Annotated in this window: 22 protein-coding genes and 1 tRNA gene; 14 read left to right on the forward strand and 9 right to left on the reverse strand. The window is 68.3% G+C overall.

The features are described 5' to 3' along the window. Positions 1-26 precede the first annotated feature (26 nt). The 14 genes from AC1DXV_RS10755 (at position 27) to AC1DXV_RS10820 (ending at position 10696) form a co-directional block, all read left to right on the forward strand. On the forward strand, positions 27-950 hold the full coding sequence (locus AC1DXV_RS10755; RefSeq protein ID WP_477933526.1) for an ABC transporter ATP-binding protein: 924 nt from the start codon (positions 27-29) through the stop codon (positions 948-950). Continuing rightward, the gene (locus AC1DXV_RS10760; RefSeq protein WP_477864617.1) at positions 947-1723 is read left to right on the forward strand and encodes an ABC transporter permease; all 777 of its coding nucleotides are present in this window, start codon (positions 947-949) and stop codon (positions 1721-1723) included. Before AC1DXV_RS10755 ends, AC1DXV_RS10760 begins: the two co-directional genes overlap by 4 nt. 52 nt (positions 1724-1775) lie before the next feature. After that, on the forward strand, positions 1776-2048 hold the full coding sequence (locus tag AC1DXV_RS10765) for a BolA family protein (RefSeq protein ID WP_477839138.1): 273 nt from the start codon (positions 1776-1778) through the stop codon (positions 2046-2048). Between the two features lie 83 nt (positions 2049-2131). Beyond that, complete coding sequence (murA, locus tag AC1DXV_RS10770) at positions 2132-3391, forward strand: UDP-N-acetylglucosamine 1-carboxyvinyltransferase (RefSeq protein ID WP_477864618.1); 1260 nt, start codon at positions 2132-2134, stop codon at positions 3389-3391. Next, on the forward strand, positions 3391-4035 hold the full coding sequence (gene hisG, locus AC1DXV_RS10775) for an ATP phosphoribosyltransferase (RefSeq protein ID WP_477864619.1): 645 nt from the start codon (positions 3391-3393) through the stop codon (positions 4033-4035). The genes murA and hisG overlap by 1 nt, the downstream gene beginning before the upstream one ends. Continuing rightward, the gene (hisD, locus tag AC1DXV_RS10780; protein ID WP_477864620.1) at positions 4032-5354 is read left to right on the forward strand and encodes a histidinol dehydrogenase; all 1323 of its coding nucleotides are present in this window, start codon (positions 4032-4034) and stop codon (positions 5352-5354) included. The genes hisG and hisD overlap by 4 nt, the downstream gene beginning before the upstream one ends. Beyond that, positions 5351-6430, forward strand: coding sequence for a histidinol-phosphate transaminase (gene hisC / locus AC1DXV_RS10785; RefSeq protein ID WP_477864621.1), 1080 nt, complete (start codon positions 5351-5353; stop codon positions 6428-6430). The genes hisD and hisC overlap by 4 nt, the downstream gene beginning before the upstream one ends. Beyond that, entirely contained in the window at positions 6430-7029 is a 600-nt protein-coding gene (gene hisB / locus AC1DXV_RS10790; RefSeq protein ID WP_477933528.1) for an imidazoleglycerol-phosphate dehydratase HisB, read from the forward strand. Before hisC ends, hisB begins: the two co-directional genes overlap by 1 nt. Further along, positions 7030-7686, forward strand: coding sequence for an imidazole glycerol phosphate synthase subunit HisH (gene hisH / locus AC1DXV_RS10795; RefSeq protein WP_477933530.1), 657 nt, complete (start codon positions 7030-7032; stop codon positions 7684-7686). Between the two features lie 72 nt (positions 7687-7758). Beyond that, on the forward strand, positions 7759-8514 hold the full coding sequence (gene hisA / locus AC1DXV_RS10800; protein ID WP_477864624.1) for a 1-(5-phosphoribosyl)-5-[(5-phosphoribosylamino)methylideneamino]imidazole-4-carboxamide isomerase: 756 nt from the start codon (positions 7759-7761) through the stop codon (positions 8512-8514). Then, positions 8514-9278: an imidazole glycerol phosphate synthase subunit HisF gene (gene hisF / locus AC1DXV_RS10805; protein WP_477864625.1), complete on the forward strand. Its 765-nt coding sequence runs from the start codon at positions 8514-8516 to the stop codon at positions 9276-9278. Before hisA ends, hisF begins: the two co-directional genes overlap by 1 nt. Continuing rightward, entirely contained in the window at positions 9275-9895 is a 621-nt protein-coding gene (gene rsmD, locus AC1DXV_RS10810) for a 16S rRNA (guanine(966)-N(2))-methyltransferase RsmD (protein ID WP_477864626.1), read from the forward strand. The genes hisF and rsmD overlap by 4 nt, the downstream gene beginning before the upstream one ends. 22 nt (positions 9896-9917) lie before the next feature. Then, complete coding sequence (gene coaD / locus AC1DXV_RS10815; protein ID WP_047506454.1) at positions 9918-10418, forward strand: pantetheine-phosphate adenylyltransferase; 501 nt, start codon at positions 9918-9920, stop codon at positions 10416-10418. 20 nt (positions 10419-10438) lie between these two features. Beyond that, positions 10439-10696, forward strand: coding sequence for a YfhL family 4Fe-4S dicluster ferredoxin (locus tag AC1DXV_RS10820; protein ID WP_477864627.1), 258 nt, complete (start codon positions 10439-10441; stop codon positions 10694-10696). An 11-nt stretch (positions 10697-10707) separates the two neighbouring features. Here AC1DXV_RS10820 and AC1DXV_RS10825 read toward each other — a convergent pair whose 3' ends face one another. From AC1DXV_RS10825 to AC1DXV_RS10865, 9 genes are all read right to left on the reverse strand, one after another. Beyond that, the gene (locus AC1DXV_RS10825) at positions 10708-11145 is read right to left on the reverse strand and encodes a hypothetical protein (RefSeq protein ID WP_477864628.1); all 438 of its coding nucleotides are present in this window, start codon (positions 11143-11145) and stop codon (positions 10708-10710) included. Further along, entirely contained in the window at positions 11142-11780 is a 639-nt protein-coding gene (gene pth, locus AC1DXV_RS10830) for an aminoacyl-tRNA hydrolase (protein ID WP_477864629.1), read from the reverse strand. The genes AC1DXV_RS10825 and pth overlap by 4 nt, the downstream gene beginning before the upstream one ends. Positions 11781-11843: 63 nt before the next feature. Next, a complete protein-coding gene (locus AC1DXV_RS10835; RefSeq protein WP_477933533.1) occupies positions 11844-13202 on the reverse strand; it encodes a peptidase inhibitor family I36 protein in 1359 nt (452 codons plus the stop codon). Positions 13203-13397: 195 nt separating this feature from the next. After that, a complete protein-coding gene (locus tag AC1DXV_RS10840; protein ID WP_477933535.1) occupies positions 13398-14039 on the reverse strand; it encodes a 50S ribosomal protein L25/general stress protein Ctc in 642 nt (213 codons plus the stop codon). Between the two features lie 105 nt (positions 14040-14144). Beyond that, on the reverse strand, positions 14145-15107 hold the full coding sequence (locus AC1DXV_RS10845; protein ID WP_056809748.1) for a ribose-phosphate pyrophosphokinase: 963 nt from the start codon (positions 15105-15107) through the stop codon (positions 14145-14147). A 151-nt stretch (positions 15108-15258) separates the two neighbouring features. Then, positions 15259-15335 (reverse strand) — tRNA-Gln (locus AC1DXV_RS10850). Positions 15336-15409: 74 nt separating this feature from the next. Then, positions 15410-16300: a 4-(cytidine 5'-diphospho)-2-C-methyl-D-erythritol kinase gene (gene ispE / locus AC1DXV_RS10855; RefSeq protein ID WP_477871101.1), complete on the reverse strand. Its 891-nt coding sequence runs from the start codon at positions 16298-16300 to the stop codon at positions 15410-15412. A gap of 15 nt (positions 16301-16315) precedes the next feature. Beyond that, a complete protein-coding gene (locus AC1DXV_RS10860; protein WP_477871103.1) occupies positions 16316-16855 on the reverse strand; it encodes a lipoprotein insertase outer membrane protein LolB in 540 nt (179 codons plus the stop codon). Next, positions 16852-17765: tetratricopeptide repeat protein (locus tag AC1DXV_RS10865; protein WP_477933537.1), on the reverse strand; the 914-nt coding region annotated here is incomplete at its 5' end. The genes AC1DXV_RS10860 and AC1DXV_RS10865, both read right to left, overlap by 4 nt.

The raw sequence follows: 17765 nt of genomic DNA on the forward strand, positions 1-17765 counted from the left end.
CAATCGCCGCCTTCTCCCGGAAGAACATGGCAGCCATCTCGTTCCAGCAGGTCAGCAAGACCTATCGCTCCAAGAATGCGCACAACGAGGTTCGCGCGCTGTCCGAAGTCAGCATCGACATCGAGCCCGGCGAGTTCTTCGGGCTGCTCGGGCCCAACGGCGCCGGCAAGACCACGCTGATCAGCATCCTCGCCGGCCTGTCGCAGGCCACCAGCGGGCGGGTGCTGGTGCATGGCCACGATGTCGTCACCGACTATGCCGCCGCGCGCCGCAGCCTGGGCATCGTGCCGCAGGAGCTGGTCTTCGACCCGTTCTTCACCGTGCGCGAGTCGCTGGTGATCCAGAGCGGCTATTTCGGCGTGCGCGGCAACGACGCCTGGATCGACGAACTGCTGCACAGCCTCGGTCTTGCCGACAAGGCGAATGCCAACATGCGCCAGCTGTCGGGCGGCATGAAGCGCCGCGTGCTGGTCGCGCAGGCGCTGGTGCACCGCCCGCCGGTGATCGTGCTCGACGAGCCGACCGCCGGCGTCGATGTCGAGCTGCGCCAGACGCTGTGGCACTTCATCGCGCGCCTCAACAAGGAAGGCCACACGGTGCTGCTGACCACCCACTACCTCGAGGAGGCCGAGGCGCTGTGCAACCGCATCGCGATGCTGAAGCAGGGCCGCGTGGTGGCGCTCGACCGCACCTCGGCGCTGCTGGCCGGCACCGCGAGCACGATGCTGCGCTTCAAGATGGATGCGCCGCTGCCGGCCTCGCTGGCCGCGCAGGCGCGGGTGACAGGCCGCATCGTGCAGATCAAGGCGCATGACGCGCACGAGGTCGAGACGGTGCTGGGCGTGCTGCGCGCCGCCGGCTGCCAGCCCGAAGACCTGGAGATCGGCCGCGCCGACCTGGAAGACGTGTTCCTCGACATCATGAACGGGCCGGCGGAGGTGAAGGCATGAGCGCGGTTCCAGGGCTTCTTTCCGGCACGCGCACGCTGCTTTACAAGGAGGTGCTGCGCTTCTGGAAGGTCAGCTTCCAGACGGTGGCCGCGCCGGTGCTGACGGCCGTGCTGTACCTGCTGATCTTCGGCCACGCGCTCGAGGACCACGTCAAGGTCTACGGCACCGTCAGCTACACCGCGTTCCTGATCCCCGGCCTGGTGATGATGAGCGTGCTGCAGAACGCGTTCGCCAACAGCAGCTCGTCGCTGATCCAGAGCAAGATCACCGGCAACCTGGTGTTCCTGCTGGTCACGCCGCTCAGCCACTGGGCCTGGTTCCTGGCGTACGTAGGCGCGGCCATCGTGCGCGGCCTGGTGGTCGGCCTGGGCGTGCTGCTGGTCACGCTGTGGTTCGCGCCGCTGACGGTCGCGCAGCCGCTGTGGATCCTGGTGTTCGCGGTCGCCGGGGCCGCGCTGATGGGTGCGCTCGGGCTGGTGGCCGGCCTGTGGGCCGAGAAGTTCGACCAGATCGCCGCGTTCCAGAACTTCATCGTGATGCCGATGACCTTCCTGTCGGGCGTCTTCTACTCGGTGCATTCGCTGCCGCCGCTGTGGCTGAAGGTCAGCCACCTGAACCCGTTCTTCTACATGATCGACGGCTTCCGGCACGGCTTCTTCGGCGTCAGCGACGTGTCGCCATGGACCAGCCTGGCGGTGGTGGCGGGCAGCCTGGCGATGGTGTGCGGGCTGTGCCTGCACCTCTTGCGCATCGGCTACAAGATCAGGCACTGAACAACCCGGATTGGCATCCGGGCTACCTGCCTGGGTGATAATCGCGCTCCTTATGGCCGATCCCACCCCCGACGACGTCCAGCGCTTCATCGCGCAAGGGCTCGCCTGCGAGCACTTGCAGGTCGAGGGCGATGGTCGCCACTTCTTCGCCACCATCGTTTCGGCGGAGTTCGAGGGTGCCAGCCGCGTCGCGCGCCACCAGCGCGTGTACCAGGCCCTCGGCGATAGAATGCGCGAGCAAATCCACGCGCTGTCGATGAAGACCCTCACGCCCGCCGAGTGGGCCCACGCTGCCGAGCCCGCCTCGGCCCACCACCACCACTGAACCCAGCCGCAGTGTCCGCTGCGGCTGGCGGGCCTGCGGGTGCAGGTCATTCAGCCGTGTCGGGCCTGGGCGATTCCTAAGCCATGGACAAACTCCTCATCCGCGGTGGCCGCCAGCTGAACGGCGAAGTCACGATCTCCGGTGCCAAGAACGCCGCGCTGCCGGAGCTGTGCGCCGCGCTGCTCACCGCCGAGCCGGTCACGCTGACCAACGTGCCGCGCCTGCAGGACGTGAGCACCACGCTGAAGCTGCTGCGCAACATGGGCGTCAGCGCCGAGCGCAGTGAATCCGAGCCTGACACCGTCGCGCTGAACGCCGGGGCCGTCACTTCGCCCGAAGCCCCGTACGACCTGGTCAAGACCATGCGGGCGTCGATCCTGGTGCTGGGCCCGCTGCTGGCGCGCTTCGGCGAGGCCACGGTCTCGCTGCCCGGCGGCTGCGCGATCGGCTCGCGCCCGGTCGACCAGCACATCAAGGGCCTGCAGGCGATGGGTGCCGACATCGTGGTCGAGCACGGTTACATCATCGCGAAGACGAAACGTCTGCGCGGGGCTCGCATCACGACCGACATGGTCACCGTGACCGGCACCGAGAACCTGCTGATGGCCGCGACGCTGGCCGAGGGCGAGACGGTGCTCGAGAACGCCGCCCAGGAGCCGGAGATCCGCGACCTGGCCGAGATGCTGATCGCGATGGGCGCGAAGATCGAAGGCCACGGCGGCAGCAGGATCCGCATCCAGGGCGTCGACCGGCTGGGTGGCGTGCAACACCGGATCGTTCCCGACCGCATCGAGACCGGCACCTTCCTGTGCGCGGTGGCGGCCACCGGCGGCGATGTCGTGCTGCGCCGCGCCCGCGCCGACCACCTCGACGCCGTGATCGACAAGCTGCGCGAGGCCGGCGTCACGATCGAATCCGGCCCCGACTGGATCCGCGTGAAGAACGCGAAGCGCCCGCGCGCGGTGGGCTTTCGCACCAGCGAGTACCCGGCCTTCCCGACCGACATGCAGGCGCAGTTCATGGCGCTGAACTGCATCGCCGAAGGCGCGGCCAAGGTCACCGAGACGATCTTCGAGAACCGCTTCATGCACGTCAACGAGCTGGTGCGGCTGGGCGCGAAGATCGAGGTCGACGGCCACACCGCGGTGATGACCGGCGTCGAGCGCCTGTCCGGCGCCACCGTGATGGCGACCGACCTGCGCGCCTCCGCCAGCCTCGTGATCGCCGGCCTGGTGGCCGACGGCGAGACGGTGGTCGACCGCATCTACCACCTGGACCGCGGCTACGACCAGATGGAAGCCAAGCTGCGCGGCATCGGCGCCGACATCGAAAGAGTCAAGTGATGCTGACCCTCGCCCTGTCGAAAGGCCGGATCTTCGACGAGACGCTGCCGCTGCTGAAGGCGGCCGGCATCGAGGTGACCGAAGACCCGGAGAAGTCGCGCAAGCTGATCCTCGGCACCAACCAGCCCGAGGTGCGGGTGGTGCTGGTGCGCGCGACCGACGTGCCGACCTACGTGCAGTACGGCGGCGCCGACCTCGGCGTGGCCGGCAAGGACATCCTGCTGGAGCACGGCGGCCAGGGCCTGTACCAGCCGCTCGACCTGCGCATCGCGAAGTGCCGCATGAGCGTCGCTGTGCGGGCCGATTTCGACTACGCCGCGGCCGTCAAGCAGGGCTCGCGCATCCGCGTCGCGACCAAGTACGTCGGCGTCGCGCGCGACCACTTCGCCGAGAAGGGCGTGCACGTCGACCTGATCAAGCTGTACGGCTCGATGGAGCTCGCACCGCTGACCGGCCTGGCCGACGCGATCGTCGACCTGGTGTCGACCGGCAGCACGCTGAAGGCCAACCACCTGGTCGAGGTCGAGGAGATCATGCAGATCTCGTCGCGCCTGGTCGTCAACCAGGCGGCGCTGAAGCTCAAGCGCGAGCCCTTGCGCCGCATCATCGATGCCTTTTCCACTGCCATAGAGTCCCGATCATGAGCGTGAAGATCCGCCAGCTCGCCACCACCGCCACCGGCTTTGAAGCCGATTTCCAGCGGGTGCTGCATTGGTCGGCGGAGACGGATCATGCGATCGAGGAGCGCGTCGCTGCCATCCTGGCGGACGTGCAGGCGCGCGGCGATGCCGCGGTGCTGGAATACACGCAGCGCTTCGACGGCTTGAGCGCTCCGTCGGTCGCTGCGCTCGAGATCACGCGCGGCGAGTTGCAGGCTGCCCTGCAGGCCATCACGCCGGCGCAGCGCAGCGCGCTCGAAACGGCGGCGCAGCGCGTGCGCAGCTACCACGAGCGCCAGCTCGAGGCCTGCGGCCGCTCGTGGAGCTACCGCGACGAAGACGGCACGCTGCTCGGCCAGAAGGTGACGCCGCTCGACCGTGTCGGCATCTACGTGCCGGGCGGCAAGGCCGCCTATCCGTCGAGCGTGCTGATGAATGCGGTGCCGGCCAAGGTGGCGGGTGTCGGCGAGATCGTGATGGTGGTGCCGACCCCCCAGGGCGAGCGCAACGCGATGGTGCTGGCCGCCGCCGCGATCGCCGGCGTCGACCGCGTCTTCACGCTCGGCGGCGCGCAGGCCGTGGCCGCGCTGGCCTACGGCACGGCCACCGTGCCGGCCGTCGACAAGATCACCGGCCCCGGCAACGCCTATGTCGCGAGTGCCAAGCGGCGCGTGTTCGGCAAGGTCGGCATCGACATGATCGCCGGGCCGAGCGAGATCCTGGTGCTGGCCGACGGCAGCACGCCGCCCGACTGGGTCGCGATGGATCTGTTCAGCCAGGCCGAGCACGACGAGCTCGCGCAGAGCATCCTGCTGTGCCCCGATGCGGCCTACATCGCGCGCGTCGCCGAGGCCATCGACCGGCTGCTGCCCGACATGCCGCGCCGCGCCGTGATCCGCGCGTCGCTCGAAGGCCGTGGCGCATTGATCCACACCCGCAGCATGGAAGAGGCCTGCGAGATCAGCAACCGCATCGCGCCGGAGCACCTGGAGGTCAGCTCGGCCGAGCCGGCGCGCTGGGAGCCGCTGCTGCGCCATGCCGGTGCGATCTTCCTCGGCGCGTTCACCAGCGAGAGCCTGGGCGACTACTGCGCCGGGCCGAACCACGTGCTGCCGACCTCGGGCACCGCSCGCTTCTCGTCGCCGCTGGGGGTCTACGACTTCCAGAAGCGCTCCAGCCTGATCGAGGTCAGCGAGGCCGGCGCGCAGGTGCTGGGACCGATCGCGGCCGAACTCGCGTATGGCGAAGGCCTGCAGGCGCATGCCCGGGCCGCCGAACTTCGACTGAAAGGGAACAAGGGATGAGCGCCGCACTGGAACAACGCATGCAACGGGTGATCCGCCAGGACATCCAGTCGATGCATGGCTACGCGGTGCAGCCGTCGGCGGGGCTGGTCAAGCTCGACACGATGGAGAACCCGTTCCCGCTGCCGCCCGCGCTGCGCGAGGCCCTGGGCCAGCGCCTGGCCGACGTGGCGCTGAACCGCTACCCGGCCGAGCGCGGCGACCTGCTGCGCGCGAAGCTCGCCGCGCATGCCGGCATGCCCGATGACTGCGACATCATGCTGGGCAACGGCTCCGACGAGCTGATCTCGCTGCTGGCGCTGGCCTGCGACGTGCCGGGCAACAGCGTGCTGGCGCCATTGCCGGGCTTCGTGATGTACGCGATGTCGGCCAAGCTGCAGGGCCTGCCGTTCATCGGCGTGCCGACCACGGCCGATTTCGAGCTCGACCTGCCGGCGATGCTGGCCGCGGTGCGTGAGCACCAGCCGGCGCTCGTCTACCTCGCCTACCCGAACAACCCGACTGCGAACCTCTGGGACGATGCGGCGATCGACGCGATCATCGAGGCGGCCCCGGGCCTGGTGGTGATCGACGAGGCCTACCAGCCGTTCGCCGCGCGCGACTCGATGGCGCGCCTGAAGCGCCACGAGCACGTGCTGCTGATGCGCACGATGAGCAAGTTCGGGCTGGCCGGCGTGCGCATCGGCTACCTGATCGGGCGCAAGCCGCTGGTCGCCGAGGTCGACAAGCTGCGCCCGCCGTTCAACATCAGCGTGCTGAACTGCGAGGCGGCGCTGTTCGCGCTGGAGCACGCCGACGAGTACGCGCGCCAGGCGGCGATCATCCGCAGCGAGCGCGACCGGCTGCTGGCCGCGTTGCGCGACCTGCCGGGCGTGCAGCCGTTCCCGAGCGAGGCCAACATGATCCTGGCCCGGGTGGCCGATTCGGCGGCCGCGTTCGCCGGCATGAAGGCGCGCGGCGTGCTCGTGAAGAACGTCGCCGGCCTGCACCCGCTGCTGGCCAACTGCCTGCGCCTGACGGTGGGCACGCCGGACGAGAACGTGAAGATGCTGCAAGCCCTGAAGGAAAGCCTGTGATGAGCACCGTGGAACGCAAGGCGGAGGTGGTCCGCCACACCAGCGAGACGCAGATCCGCGTCAGCCTGAACCTCGACGGCACCGGCGTCGCGAAATTCCACACCGGCATCGGCTTCTTCGACCACATGCTCGACCAGATCGCCCGCCACGGGCTGATCGACCTCGACATCGACGCGAAGGGCGACCTGCACATCGACGGCCACCACACGGTGGAAGACGTCGGCATCACGCTCGGCCAGGCGATGGCCAAGGCGGTGGGCGACAAGAAGGGCCTCAGGCGCTACGGCCATGCCTACGTGCCGCTCGACGAGGCGCTGTCGCGCGTGGTGATCGACTTCTCCGGGCGGYCGGGGCTGCACATGCGGGTCGACTTCAAGAGCGGCATGATCGGCGCGCTCGACACGCAGCTGGTCTACGAGTTCTTCCAGGGTTTTTCGAACCACGCCGGCGTCACGCTGCACATCGACAACCTGCACGGCGAGAACGCCCATCACCAGTGCGAGACGATCTTCAAGGCGTTCGCACGGGCGCTGCGGATGGCGCTGGAGATCGATCCGCGCGCGTCGACCGTCATTCCTTCCACGAAGGGGAGCCTCTAAGTGGCACGCACCGTCGCGGTCGTCGACTACGGCATGGGCAACCTGCGCTCGGTGTCGCAGGCGGTGATGCACGTGGCGCGCGGGGAGGGGGTCGACGTGATCGTCACCTCGAAACCCGACGAGGTGTACGCCGCCGAGCGCGTCGTGCTGCCCGGCCAGGGCGCGATGCCCGATTGCATGCGCGAGCTGCGCGACTCCGGCCTGCAGGAGGCCGTGCTGCACGCGGCAGCCCACAAGCCGCTGATGGGCGTGTGCGTCGGCATGCAGATGCTGCTGTCGACCAGCGAAGAAGGCCCGACCGACGGCCTCGGGCTGATCCCCGGCGCGGTGCGGCGTTTTCGGCTCGCCGGGCAGTTGCAACCCGACGGCAGCCGCTTCAAGGTGCCGCAGATGGGCTGGAACCAGGTCTGGCAGCGGGCCCAGCCGCGCGTGCACCCGATCTGGGCGGGCGTGCCGGACGGGTCGTACTACTACTTCGTCCACAGCTTCTACGCGCAACCGGCCGATCCGGCCGACAGTGCAGGTGAAACCGATTACGGCGTTCGCTTTACCTGCGCGCTGGCTCGGGATAACATTTTCGCCACGYAGTTCCACCCCGAGAAAAGTGCCGAGCACGGGCTTGCCCTGTACCGTAACTTCCTGCATTGGACTCCTTGAACGCTTTCCAGCGTCATCCTTGCGACCTTCTCGGCTTGTTCGCCTACCTCTCCCTACCCGACTGATTCGGCCATGCTGCTGATCCCCGCCATCGACCTGAAAGACGGTCACTGTGTCCGCCTGAAGCAGGGCGACATGAACGACTCCACCACCTTCAGCGAGGACCCGGCCGCAATGGCGCGACGGTGGGTCAACGCCGGTGCGCGGCGCCTGCACCTGGTCGACCTGAACGGCGCGTTCGCCGGCAAGCCGGTCAACGAGGCGGCCATCAAGGCCATCCTGGCCGAGGTCGGCGACGACATCCCGGTGCAGCTGGGCGGCGGCATCCGCGACCTCGACACCATCGAGCGCTACCTCGACGACGGCCTGAGCTTCGTGATCATCGGCACCGCCGCGGTCAAGAGCCCCGGCTTCCTGAAGGACGCCTGCAGCGCGTTCGGCGGCCACATCATCGTCGGGCTCGACGCCAAGGACGGCAAGGTCGCGACCGACGGCTGGAGCAAGCTGACCGGCCACGAGGTGATCGACCTCGCGAAGAAGTTCGAGGACTACGGCGTCGAAGGCGTGATCTACACCGACATCGGCCGCGACGGCATGCTCAACGGCATCAACATCGACGCGACGGTGAAGCTGGCGCAGGCGCTGTCGATCCCGGTGATCGCGTCGGGCGGGCTGTCGGACCTGGCCGACATCGAGCGGCTGTGCGCGATCGAGGACCAGGGCGTCGAAGGCGTGATCTGCGGCCGGGCCATCTACACCGGCAACCTCGACTTCGCGCTGGCGCAGAAGCGCGCCGACGAGCTCAACGGCAAACTGAGCGGCGCGTGATGCTGGCCAAGCGAATCATCCCCTGCCTCGACGTCACCGGCGGGCGGGTCGTCAAGGGCGTCAACTTCGTCGAGTTGCGCGATGCCGGCGATCCGGTCGAGATCGCCGCCCGCTACAACGAGCAAGGCGCCGACGAGATCACCTTCCTCGACATCACCGCCACCAGCGATGGCCGCGGCCTGCTGCTGCACATGATCGAGGCGGTGGCCTCGCAGGTCTTCATCCCGCTGACGGTCGGTGGCGGCGTGCGCACGGTGGACGACGTCCGCACGCTGCTGAACGCCGGCGCCGACAAGGTCAGCTTCAACTCGGCCGCGGTGGCCAACCCGCAGGTGATCCGCGATGCGTCGGCCAAGTACGGCGCGCAGTGCATCGTGGTGGCGATCGACGCCAAGTCGCGTGACGACGGCCAGCCCGGCTGGCAGGTCTACACCCACGGCGGGCGCCGCAACACCGGGATCGATGCGGTCGAATGGGCGCGCACGATGGCCGAGCACGGTGCCGGCGAGATCCTGCTGACCAGCATGGACCGCGACGGCACGCGCATCGGCTTCAACCTGCCGCTCACGCGGGCGGTCAGCGATGCGGTCGACGTGCCGGTGATCGCCTCCGGCGGCGTCGGCACGCTCGAGCACCTGGTCGAAGGCATCCAGCAGGGCGGTGCCGATGCGGTGCTGGCCGCCAGCATCTTCCATTACGGGCAGCACACGGTCGGTGAAGCGAAGGCCTTGATGGCTGCGCGCGGGATCCCGGTTCGGCTGTGAGTTCCTCGTCCAAAGCACCGGCGAAGCCAGGCCCGCCGCGCGAAGTGCGCGTGATCGGCGGGGTCTGGAAGCGCAGCAAGCTGCCGGTGGCCGACGCCCCGGGGCTGCGGCCGACGCCCGACCGCGTGCGCGAGACGCTGTTCAACTGGCTGGGCCAGTCGCTGGACGGCTGGCGCTGCCTGGATGCCTACGCCGGCAGCGGCGCGCTCGGCTTCGAGGCCGCGTCGCGCGGCGCGGCCGAGGTGACGCTGGTCGAGCGCGACAGCCGGCTGGCGCGGGGCCTGCGCGAGGTGCAGGAACGGCTGAAGGCCGCGCAGGTGCGCGTCGAGGCAGCGGACGCATTGGCCTGGATGGCACGCAGCGCGCCGGGCCGCTTCGAGCTGGTCTTCATCGATCCGCCGTTCGATGCCGACGTGTTCCTGCCGGCGCTGAAGGCCGCGGCGCCGCTGGTGGTCGACGGCGGCTTCGTCTACCTGGAGGCCGACCGGACCTTCACCGAGGCCGAACTGGCGCCGCTCGGCCTGGTGCTGCAGCGACACGGCCGCGCCGGCGCGGTGCATTTCCATTTGCTGCGCCGCAGCTACACTGCGCCGCAAACGCCCGTGGAAACCGTGTGAGCCCGATCCGAAGGAGCCTGTCTTGACCTCTGTGACCCGCCTCACCGCCGTGTACCCCGGCACCTTCGACCCGATGACCCTCGGGCACGAAGACCTGATGCGGCGCGCGGCGCGCCTGTTCGAGCGGCTGATCGTCGCCGTGGCGGCCGGCCACCACAAGCGCACGATGTTCACGCTCGACGAGCGGCTCGAGATCGCGCAGGAGCTGGCCGCCAAGCACCCGAACATCGAGGTGATCGCGTTCCGCGGCCTGCTGCGCGACTTCGTCGTCTCGCATGGCGGCAAGGTGGTGGTGCGCGGGCTGCGCGCCGTCAGCGACTTCGAGTACGAGTTCCAGATGGCCGGCATGAACCGCCAGCTGATGCCCGACGTGGAGACGGTGTTCCTGACGCCCAGCGACCACTACCAGTTCGTTTCCGGCACTTTCGTGCGCGAGATTGCCACTTTGGGCGGTGATGTCTCGAAGTTCGTGTCACCCTCGGTGCTCAACCGACTCCAGCAGCGCGTCAAACCCGACGCCTGAGCTCTCGCGGGACCCGTGCCATGGCCTTGATGATCACCGACGACTGCATCAACTGCGATGTGTGCGAGCCCGAGTGCCCGAACCAGGCGATCTCGATGGGCGCGGAGTACTACGTGATCGACCCGGGCAAGTGCACCGAATGCGTCGGCCACTTCAACGAGCCGCAGTGCGTGCAGGTCTGCCCGGTCGCCTGCATTCCGGTCAACCCGGAGCATGTCGAGACGCAGGAAAGCCTGTGGGACAAGTACCGGCGGCTGCAGGCGCAGGCCGCCGGCTGATCGTCACCTGATCACTTCGTCGGCTTGCCCTTGGCGGTAGGCACGATGATCCGCACCTCGTCGTCGTTCTGACGGTCCTTCGCGGACGGGCCCTTCGTCGACTTGCTCGCCTTTTTGGCGGGTTTGGCCTTCGGCGCCGACGCGGCATGCGAGACCGGTGCGAGGTTCATCGCACTCGACGGTCGGACGGCCGCTTCGCGCGCCAGCCGGTCCTGTTCCATCCTCGAGCCGGTCTCGGCCTGCTTGTGCGCCGCCGCTTCGGCCTCGGCGCGCTGCTTCGCGGTGCGCCCATCGCGGGCGTCGACGGCCTCGCCATCGGTGCACGGCAGTTGCGAGTAGACATTGCGGTCGGGACCGCAGCGGTACACCGTCGGCCCGGCCACCGCGCTCGTGCCCGACATCGCCCACGACACGGCCCACAGCGTCGTCGCGATCAGGGCAGGCTTCATTCGGCTTTCTCCACCGGCGCACCAGCGGCATCGGGCGCCGCGGGCCGCGGCGGCTTCGGGCGCGGGGGCTTCGCGTTCAGCTTCATCGTCGCGCGCTCCATCTCGCCGGCGGCGATCAGGTCGAGCGCGGCCATCGTCTTCGCGATCGTGTCCTCGATCGCGACGCGCGCCTCGGGCTTCGGCTTGCGCAGCACGTAGTCGATCACCTCGGCCTTCACGCCCGGGTGGCCGATGCCCAGCCGCAGCCGCCAGTAGTCGGCGCTGCCGAGCTGCGCATGGATGTCGCGCAGCCCGTTGTGGCCGGCATGGCCGCCGCCGCGCTTGAACTTGGCCTGGCCGGGCATCAGGTCGAGTTCGTCGTGCGCGACGAGGATCTCCTGCGGCTCGATCTTGAAGAAGCGCGCCAGCGCCGCCACCGACTTGCCCGACAGGTTCATGTAGGTCTGCGGCTCCAGCAGCCACAGCGGCCCGTCGGGGCGGTTCACCCGCGCGACCAGCCCGAAGTAGCTGCGCTCGGGGGTGAGCGAGGCCTTCCATTCGCGCGCGACCGCATCGATCCACCAGAAACCGGCGTTGTGGTTGGTCGCTTCGTATTCCGGCCCGGGGTTGCCGAGGCCCACCATCAGTCGAATCATCCGCGGATTATCGGCTGGGGCCCCGGCGGGCCGGACCGGTACAGGTCTACTTCACTGCTTCAACTACTTCACCAGGGGCGCGACGCCATTCGCGAACGGCCAGCCCTGCGTCTCGTCGGTGCCGATCTCCCAGTCGAATGCGCCGCGGATCGCCGGGTGGTTGGCCTTCACCTGGTTCCAGGTGTCGATCGCCTGCTGGCGCGTCATGTAGTTCGTGACGCCGGCATTGATGCCGAAGCCGACGACCACGTGCTCGGCGCCGAGCAGCCCGACCCATTCCTTGATGCTGTTGACCACGTAGGCCGGGTCGGCGAGGTTCGGGCCGTCGTAGTACTGCGGCGCGCAGTAGTCGATCGCGCCGGCATCCACCATCGACTTGCAGAACACCTTGTCGACCGAGTTCCRCGGCGCCGGCGGCGCGCTGATGATGAAGCCCGGGATCTGGCGCTTCAGCTCCAGGCTGATCCAGATCATCTCGTTGGTGTCGGGCGCCTGGCTGCCCTCGAAGGTGTTCCAGTCCATGCCGTCGAGGCCGCCGAGCTGGTTCGCGATGCCGACGACGCTGTTGACGAAGGTCTGCGACTTCGCGCGGTTCGGGAAGCTCATGCCGTTGCCGGCACCGCCGACCGACAGGATGATCTTGCGGCCCTGCGTCGTGCGGGCGTACTGGATGTCGGCCTTCAGGTTGGTCGCGGCGCCGCGGCCGTCGCCGGGCGCGGTCCAGGTGACCGCGCCGGTCGTGCCGGGCGAGCCGCCGACCGGACGCGCGGCGAACAGGTAGACGAGGTTGTAGTTCGCCGGCAGGTCGCGGATGCGCAGCGGCGAGGGCTTCCAGTCGGGGTAGTAGCCACCGGCGACCTTGGCCGGCAGGCCGCCCGGGTTGCCGTTGTTGCCGCCGTCGCACGTGGTCGGTTGCCAGTACCAGGTGCTGATCGTCGGGTTGGTCGCGTCGCTGCCGTTCGCGGTGACGTTGACGAGCTTGTAGTAGTTGCCGTTCGGCAGGTAGCGCACGATCGTGCCCACGCTGCGGTAGACGGTGCCCTCGACCCAGTCGACGGCGCCGCAGCTCGCGGTCTGCGTGAGCTTGTACGAGGAGACGAAATCGTTGAAGCCCAGCGGCACCAGGTTGGCGTTGTCGGCGGCGAGCTTCAGCGAACGGCCGCCGTAGTTCGAGTGCTCGAACAGCTCGACCTGGTAGCCGCTGCGCACCTTGACCGACGACGCGCGGTCGTTCCAGGCGCTGCCGATCCAGCCGCTGCTGGTGCCGCTGCAGGTCGACGCGCCCTGGTAGTTGACGTGCTCGTACAGGCACACCGCGTCGGCGTCCGCGGCCTGTGCCGGGGCGGCGCCGAATGCGGCCCCCAACGCCAGCAGCGCGGCCCAGCCGGCGCGGCGCAAGGGGTGGGTGATGGAAATCGACATGCTAGCTCCCCGGGTGAGTGGTGGGGCTGCACGGTAAGGCCATCGGCGGGCCCGAGACGTATCTCAAACGTGACGGCTGAAACCGCTTTCAAATGTGACTCATGCCGACCCGGCGGCAGAAATGAAAGCGATGCTTCGCTGAAAGCAAAAAGCCCCGCCAAGGCGGGGCTTCGTGCGGGCAGCAGGCCGGAGGGCTTAGCCTCGGTTCTGCTTCTCGCTCTTCTTGGCCTTGGTCGGGGCGGCGGCCACCGGGGCCACCACCACCGGAGCGGCTTCTTCTTCGACCGGCACCGAGGTCGAGGCGATGACCGGGTTCGGCTTGCCCTGGGTGACGACCTTGATGCCGTCGGCCAGCTTCAGGTCGCTGACGTGCAGCGACTGGCCCTTGACCAGGGTGGCCAGGTCGACCGTCAGGAACTCAGGCAGCTGCGAGGCCAGGCACTGGATCTTCAGTTCGGTGGCGACGTGGTTCACCAGGCAACCGTCGGTCTTGACGGCCGGCGAGTTTTCCTCGTTGATGAAGTGCAGCGGCACCTTCTTGACGATCTTGGTGGTGGCATCGACGCGTTGGAAGTCGATGTGCAGCACGATCTGGCGGAACGGGTGCATCTGGTAATCACGCAGCAGCACCTGTTCGGTCTTGCCGGCCAGTTCCATCTCGAGGATGGACGAGTGGAAGGCTTCCTTCTTCAGCGCATGGAACAGCGCGTTGTGATCGAGTTCGATCATCGAAGGGGTGCCGGCGCCATAGACGATGCCGGGGACTTTTTCAGCCAAGCGCAGGCGGCGGCTCGCTCCGGTCCCCTGCAGCTTGCGCTCGAATGCGACGAATTTCATGTTGACTCCAAAAGATTGGAAGACACCCGCGACCAGGTGTCTCGAATGGGGCCTTGCGGCCCCGCGAACTCGGCCGGCGCCGAAGCGCAAGCCGTCGTCTGCGGATCAGAAATTGCTGTTCTGTTCCGCGAACAAGGAGGTCACCGATTCACCGTCGGAGATCCGGCGGATGGTTTCGGCGAACAGGAATGCCACCGACAGCGGACGCACCTTCGAGCAGGTCTTGCCCTCGTCGCTGAGCGGGATGGTGTTGGTGATGACGACTTCGTCGAGCTGCGAGCCCTTGATGCGCTCGATCGCCGGGCCGGAGAACACCGCGTGCGTGCAATACGCATAGACGTTCTTCGCGCCGCGCTCCTTCAGCACCTCGGCCGCCTTCACCAGCGTGCCGGCGGTATCGATCATGTCGTCCATGATCACGCAGTTGCGGCCGTCGATGTCGCCGATCACGTGCATGACCTCGGAGACGTTGGCCTTCGGGCGGCGCTTGTCGATGATGGCCAGGTCGCAGCCGAGCTGCTTGGCCAGCGCCCGCGCGCGCACCACGCCGCCGACGTCCGGCGACACGACCACGAGGTCTTGATAGCGCTTGCTCTGCAGGTCGGACAGCAGCACCGGCGACGCGTAGATGTTGTCGACCGGGATGTTGAAGAAGCCCTGGATCTGGTCGGCGTGCAGGTCCATCGTCAGCAGGCGCTCGACGCCGACGGCCTCGAGCATGTTGGCGACGACCTTGGCGCTGATCGGCACGCGCGTCGAGCGCGGGCGGCGGTCTTGCCGCGCATAGCCGAAGTAGGGGATCACGGCCGTCACGCGGCGGGCCGAGGCGCGCTTCAGTGCATCGACCATGATGCACAGCTCCATCAGGTTCTCGTTCGTCGGCGCGCAGGTCGGCTGGACGACGAAGATGTCGCGTGCGCGGACGTTCTGCTGGATCTCGATGGCGACTTCACCGTCGGAGAAGCGGCCGACCGAAGCCTTGCCGAGTTCGATGCCGAGATGCGATGCAATCTCCTGCGCGAGGGCGGGATTGGCATTGCCGGTGAACAGCACGGTGTTGAAAAGCACGTTTCCTCCGTCGACGCTCTTGCTGTGTGCGTTGCGGGGTGCGTTGATCGGCGCAGCGAGGGGCGCATTCATGGTCCAGCGCACCCACCCTTCCGTTTCAGCCCCGCGTGCGCTGGTCTGAGCACCGGGAAACAAGACACATCAAAGAATTTGGCAGGGGAGGAAGGACTCGAACCCTCGCATGTCGGAATCAAAATCCGATGCCTTGACCAACTTGGCGACTCCCCTACACCGGTTGACCGCGATCATCGGAGCGCGATCCACCTTCAACTTTTTCAGTCTCTGCGTCAGCTTTGCAGGCTCTACCAGCCCTGCAAGGGATGCCGCACCARACTTCGGCACATCCGACCCACCCAACCCGACGGCAGGTCCGTCGGCATTGTCGCCGTGGGTACGTCGGCTGTACCGCTTTTACTCATGACTCTCGAAAACACCGCACTGCCGGAGCCCGTCATGCGGCTGTTGCCGAAGCGAGCCTCGAGCAGACGGGCGGCTTGCGCCACTTCGGAACACTGGCTCTCGGCAGGTGGCTGCAAATCGTTGCGACCGAACCCGTCAAGAAGGCGTTGTATTCCGCCGTCCTCAAGGAAGCCTGCGACTATAGCAGCATCTGTATTGCGAGCCAACAGCGGGCTGAGAAAGATGCCACGGGTTTCGATGCTCGCGGCCGGTTTCACGACCGCCAGCCACTGTGCGGGCAGGTCGAGGGGGGTCAGTTTCTCGCCGATGCCCTCGACCCAGGCGCTGCCCTTTTCCGAATTCGCCAGGAAGAACGGCACGTCGGCCCCCAGCGTCAGGCCGAGCGCCATCAGCTTCTCGCGCGGCCAGCCGAGCTGCCACAGCCGGTTCAGCGCCAGCAGCGTGCTGGCTGCGTCCGAGCTGCCGCCGCCCATGCCGGCACCCCAGGGCACCTGCTTGTCGATCGAGATGTCGGCGCCGAGCGCGGTGCCCGACGCCGCCTGCAAGGCACGCGCCGCGCGCAGGCACAGGTCGTCGGCCGGCAGCGTGGCGCTCAAATCGTGGCGCGCCAGTCGGCCATCGCGACGCAGTTCGAGGTGCAGCGTGTCGGCCCAGTCGATCAGCACGAAGACCGATTGCAGCAGGTGGTAGCCGTCGGCGCGCCGGCCGATGATGTGCAGGAACAGGTTCAGCTTGGCCGGCGCGGCCACGTCGTACAAGGCGGTCAGGCTCATCGGGCGGGAGCGGTGTCAGGGGCGGTCGATGCGGGCGCGCACGACGACGGCGGGCGCCTGCACGCGTTGGGCGATCACCCAGCCTTCGTCGAAGCGGGCCAGGTTCACGTCCCAGCCCAGTTGCTGGAAGCCGGCGTCGGCCGGCGGCACCGCCGGGCGGCTCGGCGCGCCGGCCCAGGCGCGGCCGCGCAGCCAGTCGAACAGCGCGACGATCGGCAGGCTCTCGCCGAGCATGTCCTGCGTCAGYGAATCGAGGTCGGGGTAGGCGCGCTGCTCGCCGCCGGTGGTCAGCAGCGCCTGGCGCCCGGACCAGCGGGCCTGCGCGATCGTCGTGCCGAGCGGCGTCGACAGGTCGAGCCGGCCGTCCTGCGGCGTGCCCTGCAGCTCGAAGCTGGCGCTGACCGAGCGCGCCGCGGCCGACGGCGTCGCATCGACCTTCACCGACATCCGCCCCGACAAGCTCTCGGACGACGCGGGCGGCGTGACCGGCTGCAGCGTCGCGCAGCCAGCCAGCACCGCGCCGGCCAGCAGCGCTGCCAGGGCACGCAGCGTCACAGGTCGACCCGCAAGCGCGCGAGCGTCTCTTTCAGCACGTCGTTCGCGTTGTCGCGCGTGCGCGCATCGCGCAGCACCTTGCGGGCCTCGTCGCGCTGGCCGCTGATCCACAGCACCTCGCCCAGGTGGGCGGCGATCTCGACATCCGGCCGCGAGCGGTAGGCCTGCTGCAGCAGGCGCAGCGCTTCGCTGCGGTTGCCCAGCCGGTACTCGACCCAGCCCAGGCTGTCGGTGATGAAGGGTTCGCCCGGCGCCAGGTCGAGCGCCTTGCGGATCAGGTCGCGCGCCTCGGGCAGGCGCTGGTTGCGCTCGGCCAGCGAATAGCCCAGCGCGTTGTACGCATGGTGGTGATCGGGCTTCAGCTCGATGACGCGGCGCAGCAGGCGCTCCATCTCGTCCATGCGGTTCAGCTTCTCGGCCATCATCGACTGCTCGTACAGCAGGTCGGGATCGTTCGGGAAGCGCTGGTTCGCCTTGGCCAGCACGGTGTTCGCCTCGTTCCATTGCTTCACGTCGCGCAGGATCTGCGCCTCGGCGAGCAACTTGGAGCGCGCATCCTCGGTCGTCTTCTCGGGGGCGCGGCGGATCAGCTCCCGCGCGTCCTTGACCTTGCCCTGGCGCGCCAGCAGCGACGCGCGCCGGGTCTGCACCTCGAGCGCACGCTGCGGGCTGTCGACCTTCTTCAGCCAGGCTTCGGCGCCGGCATAGTCGCGCTGCTGCTCGGCCGCCTGCGACAGCAGCAGGTAGGCCTGCACCAGCCCCTGGTCGGCGGTCGGCGGGGCGTCGTCGTCGTCATCGTCGCCGCCCGGCACGACCGGCGCCGGCGCTGGCGCCAGGCTGCCGCTGCCGGCGCGCTGCACGTACTGCGTCAGCGCGGCCTGGGCTTCCTTCGGATGGCGCAGTTCCAGGT

This window comes from Rhizobacter sp. P3_C12 (assembly GCF_056402735.1).

What these genes read in the sequence shown, in the direction of transcription:
- pth (WP_477864629.1), bottom strand. Translation starts at nt 11,780, where the DNA reads ATGATTCGACTGATGGTGGGCCTCGGCAACCCCGGGCCGGAATACGAA.
- AC1DXV_RS10825 (WP_477864628.1), bottom strand. Translation starts at nt 11,145, where the DNA reads ATGAAGCCTGCCCTGATCGCGACGACGCTGTGGGCCGTGTCGTGGGCG.
- hisC (WP_477864621.1), top strand. Translation starts at nt 5,351, where the DNA reads ATGAGCGCCGCACTGGAACAACGCATGCAACGGGTGATCCGCCAGGAC.
- hisF (WP_477864625.1), top strand. Translation starts at nt 8,514, where the DNA reads ATGCTGGCCAAGCGAATCATCCCCTGCCTCGACGTCACCGGCGGGCGG.
- murA (WP_477864618.1), top strand. Translation starts at nt 2,132, where the DNA reads ATGGACAAACTCCTCATCCGCGGTGGCCGCCAGCTGAACGGCGAAGTC.
- hisG (WP_477864619.1), top strand. Translation starts at nt 3,391, where the DNA reads ATGCTGACCCTCGCCCTGTCGAAAGGCCGGATCTTCGACGAGACGCTG.
- AC1DXV_RS10755 (WP_477933526.1), top strand. Translation starts at nt 27, where the DNA reads ATGGCAGCCATCTCGTTCCAGCAGGTCAGCAAGACCTATCGCTCCAAG.
- AC1DXV_RS10760 (WP_477864617.1), top strand. Translation starts at nt 947, where the DNA reads ATGAGCGCGGTTCCAGGGCTTCTTTCCGGCACGCGCACGCTGCTTTAC.
- AC1DXV_RS10765 (WP_477839138.1), top strand. Translation starts at nt 1,776, where the DNA reads ATGGCCGATCCCACCCCCGACGACGTCCAGCGCTTCATCGCGCAAGGG.
- AC1DXV_RS10840 (WP_477933535.1), bottom strand. Translation starts at nt 14,039, where the DNA reads ATGAAATTCGTCGCATTCGAGCGCAAGCTGCAGGGGACCGGAGCGAGC.
- hisA (WP_477864624.1), top strand. Translation starts at nt 7,759, where the DNA reads ATGCTGCTGATCCCCGCCATCGACCTGAAAGACGGTCACTGTGTCCGC.
- AC1DXV_RS10820 (WP_477864627.1), top strand. Translation starts at nt 10,439, where the DNA reads ATGGCCTTGATGATCACCGACGACTGCATCAACTGCGATGTGTGCGAG.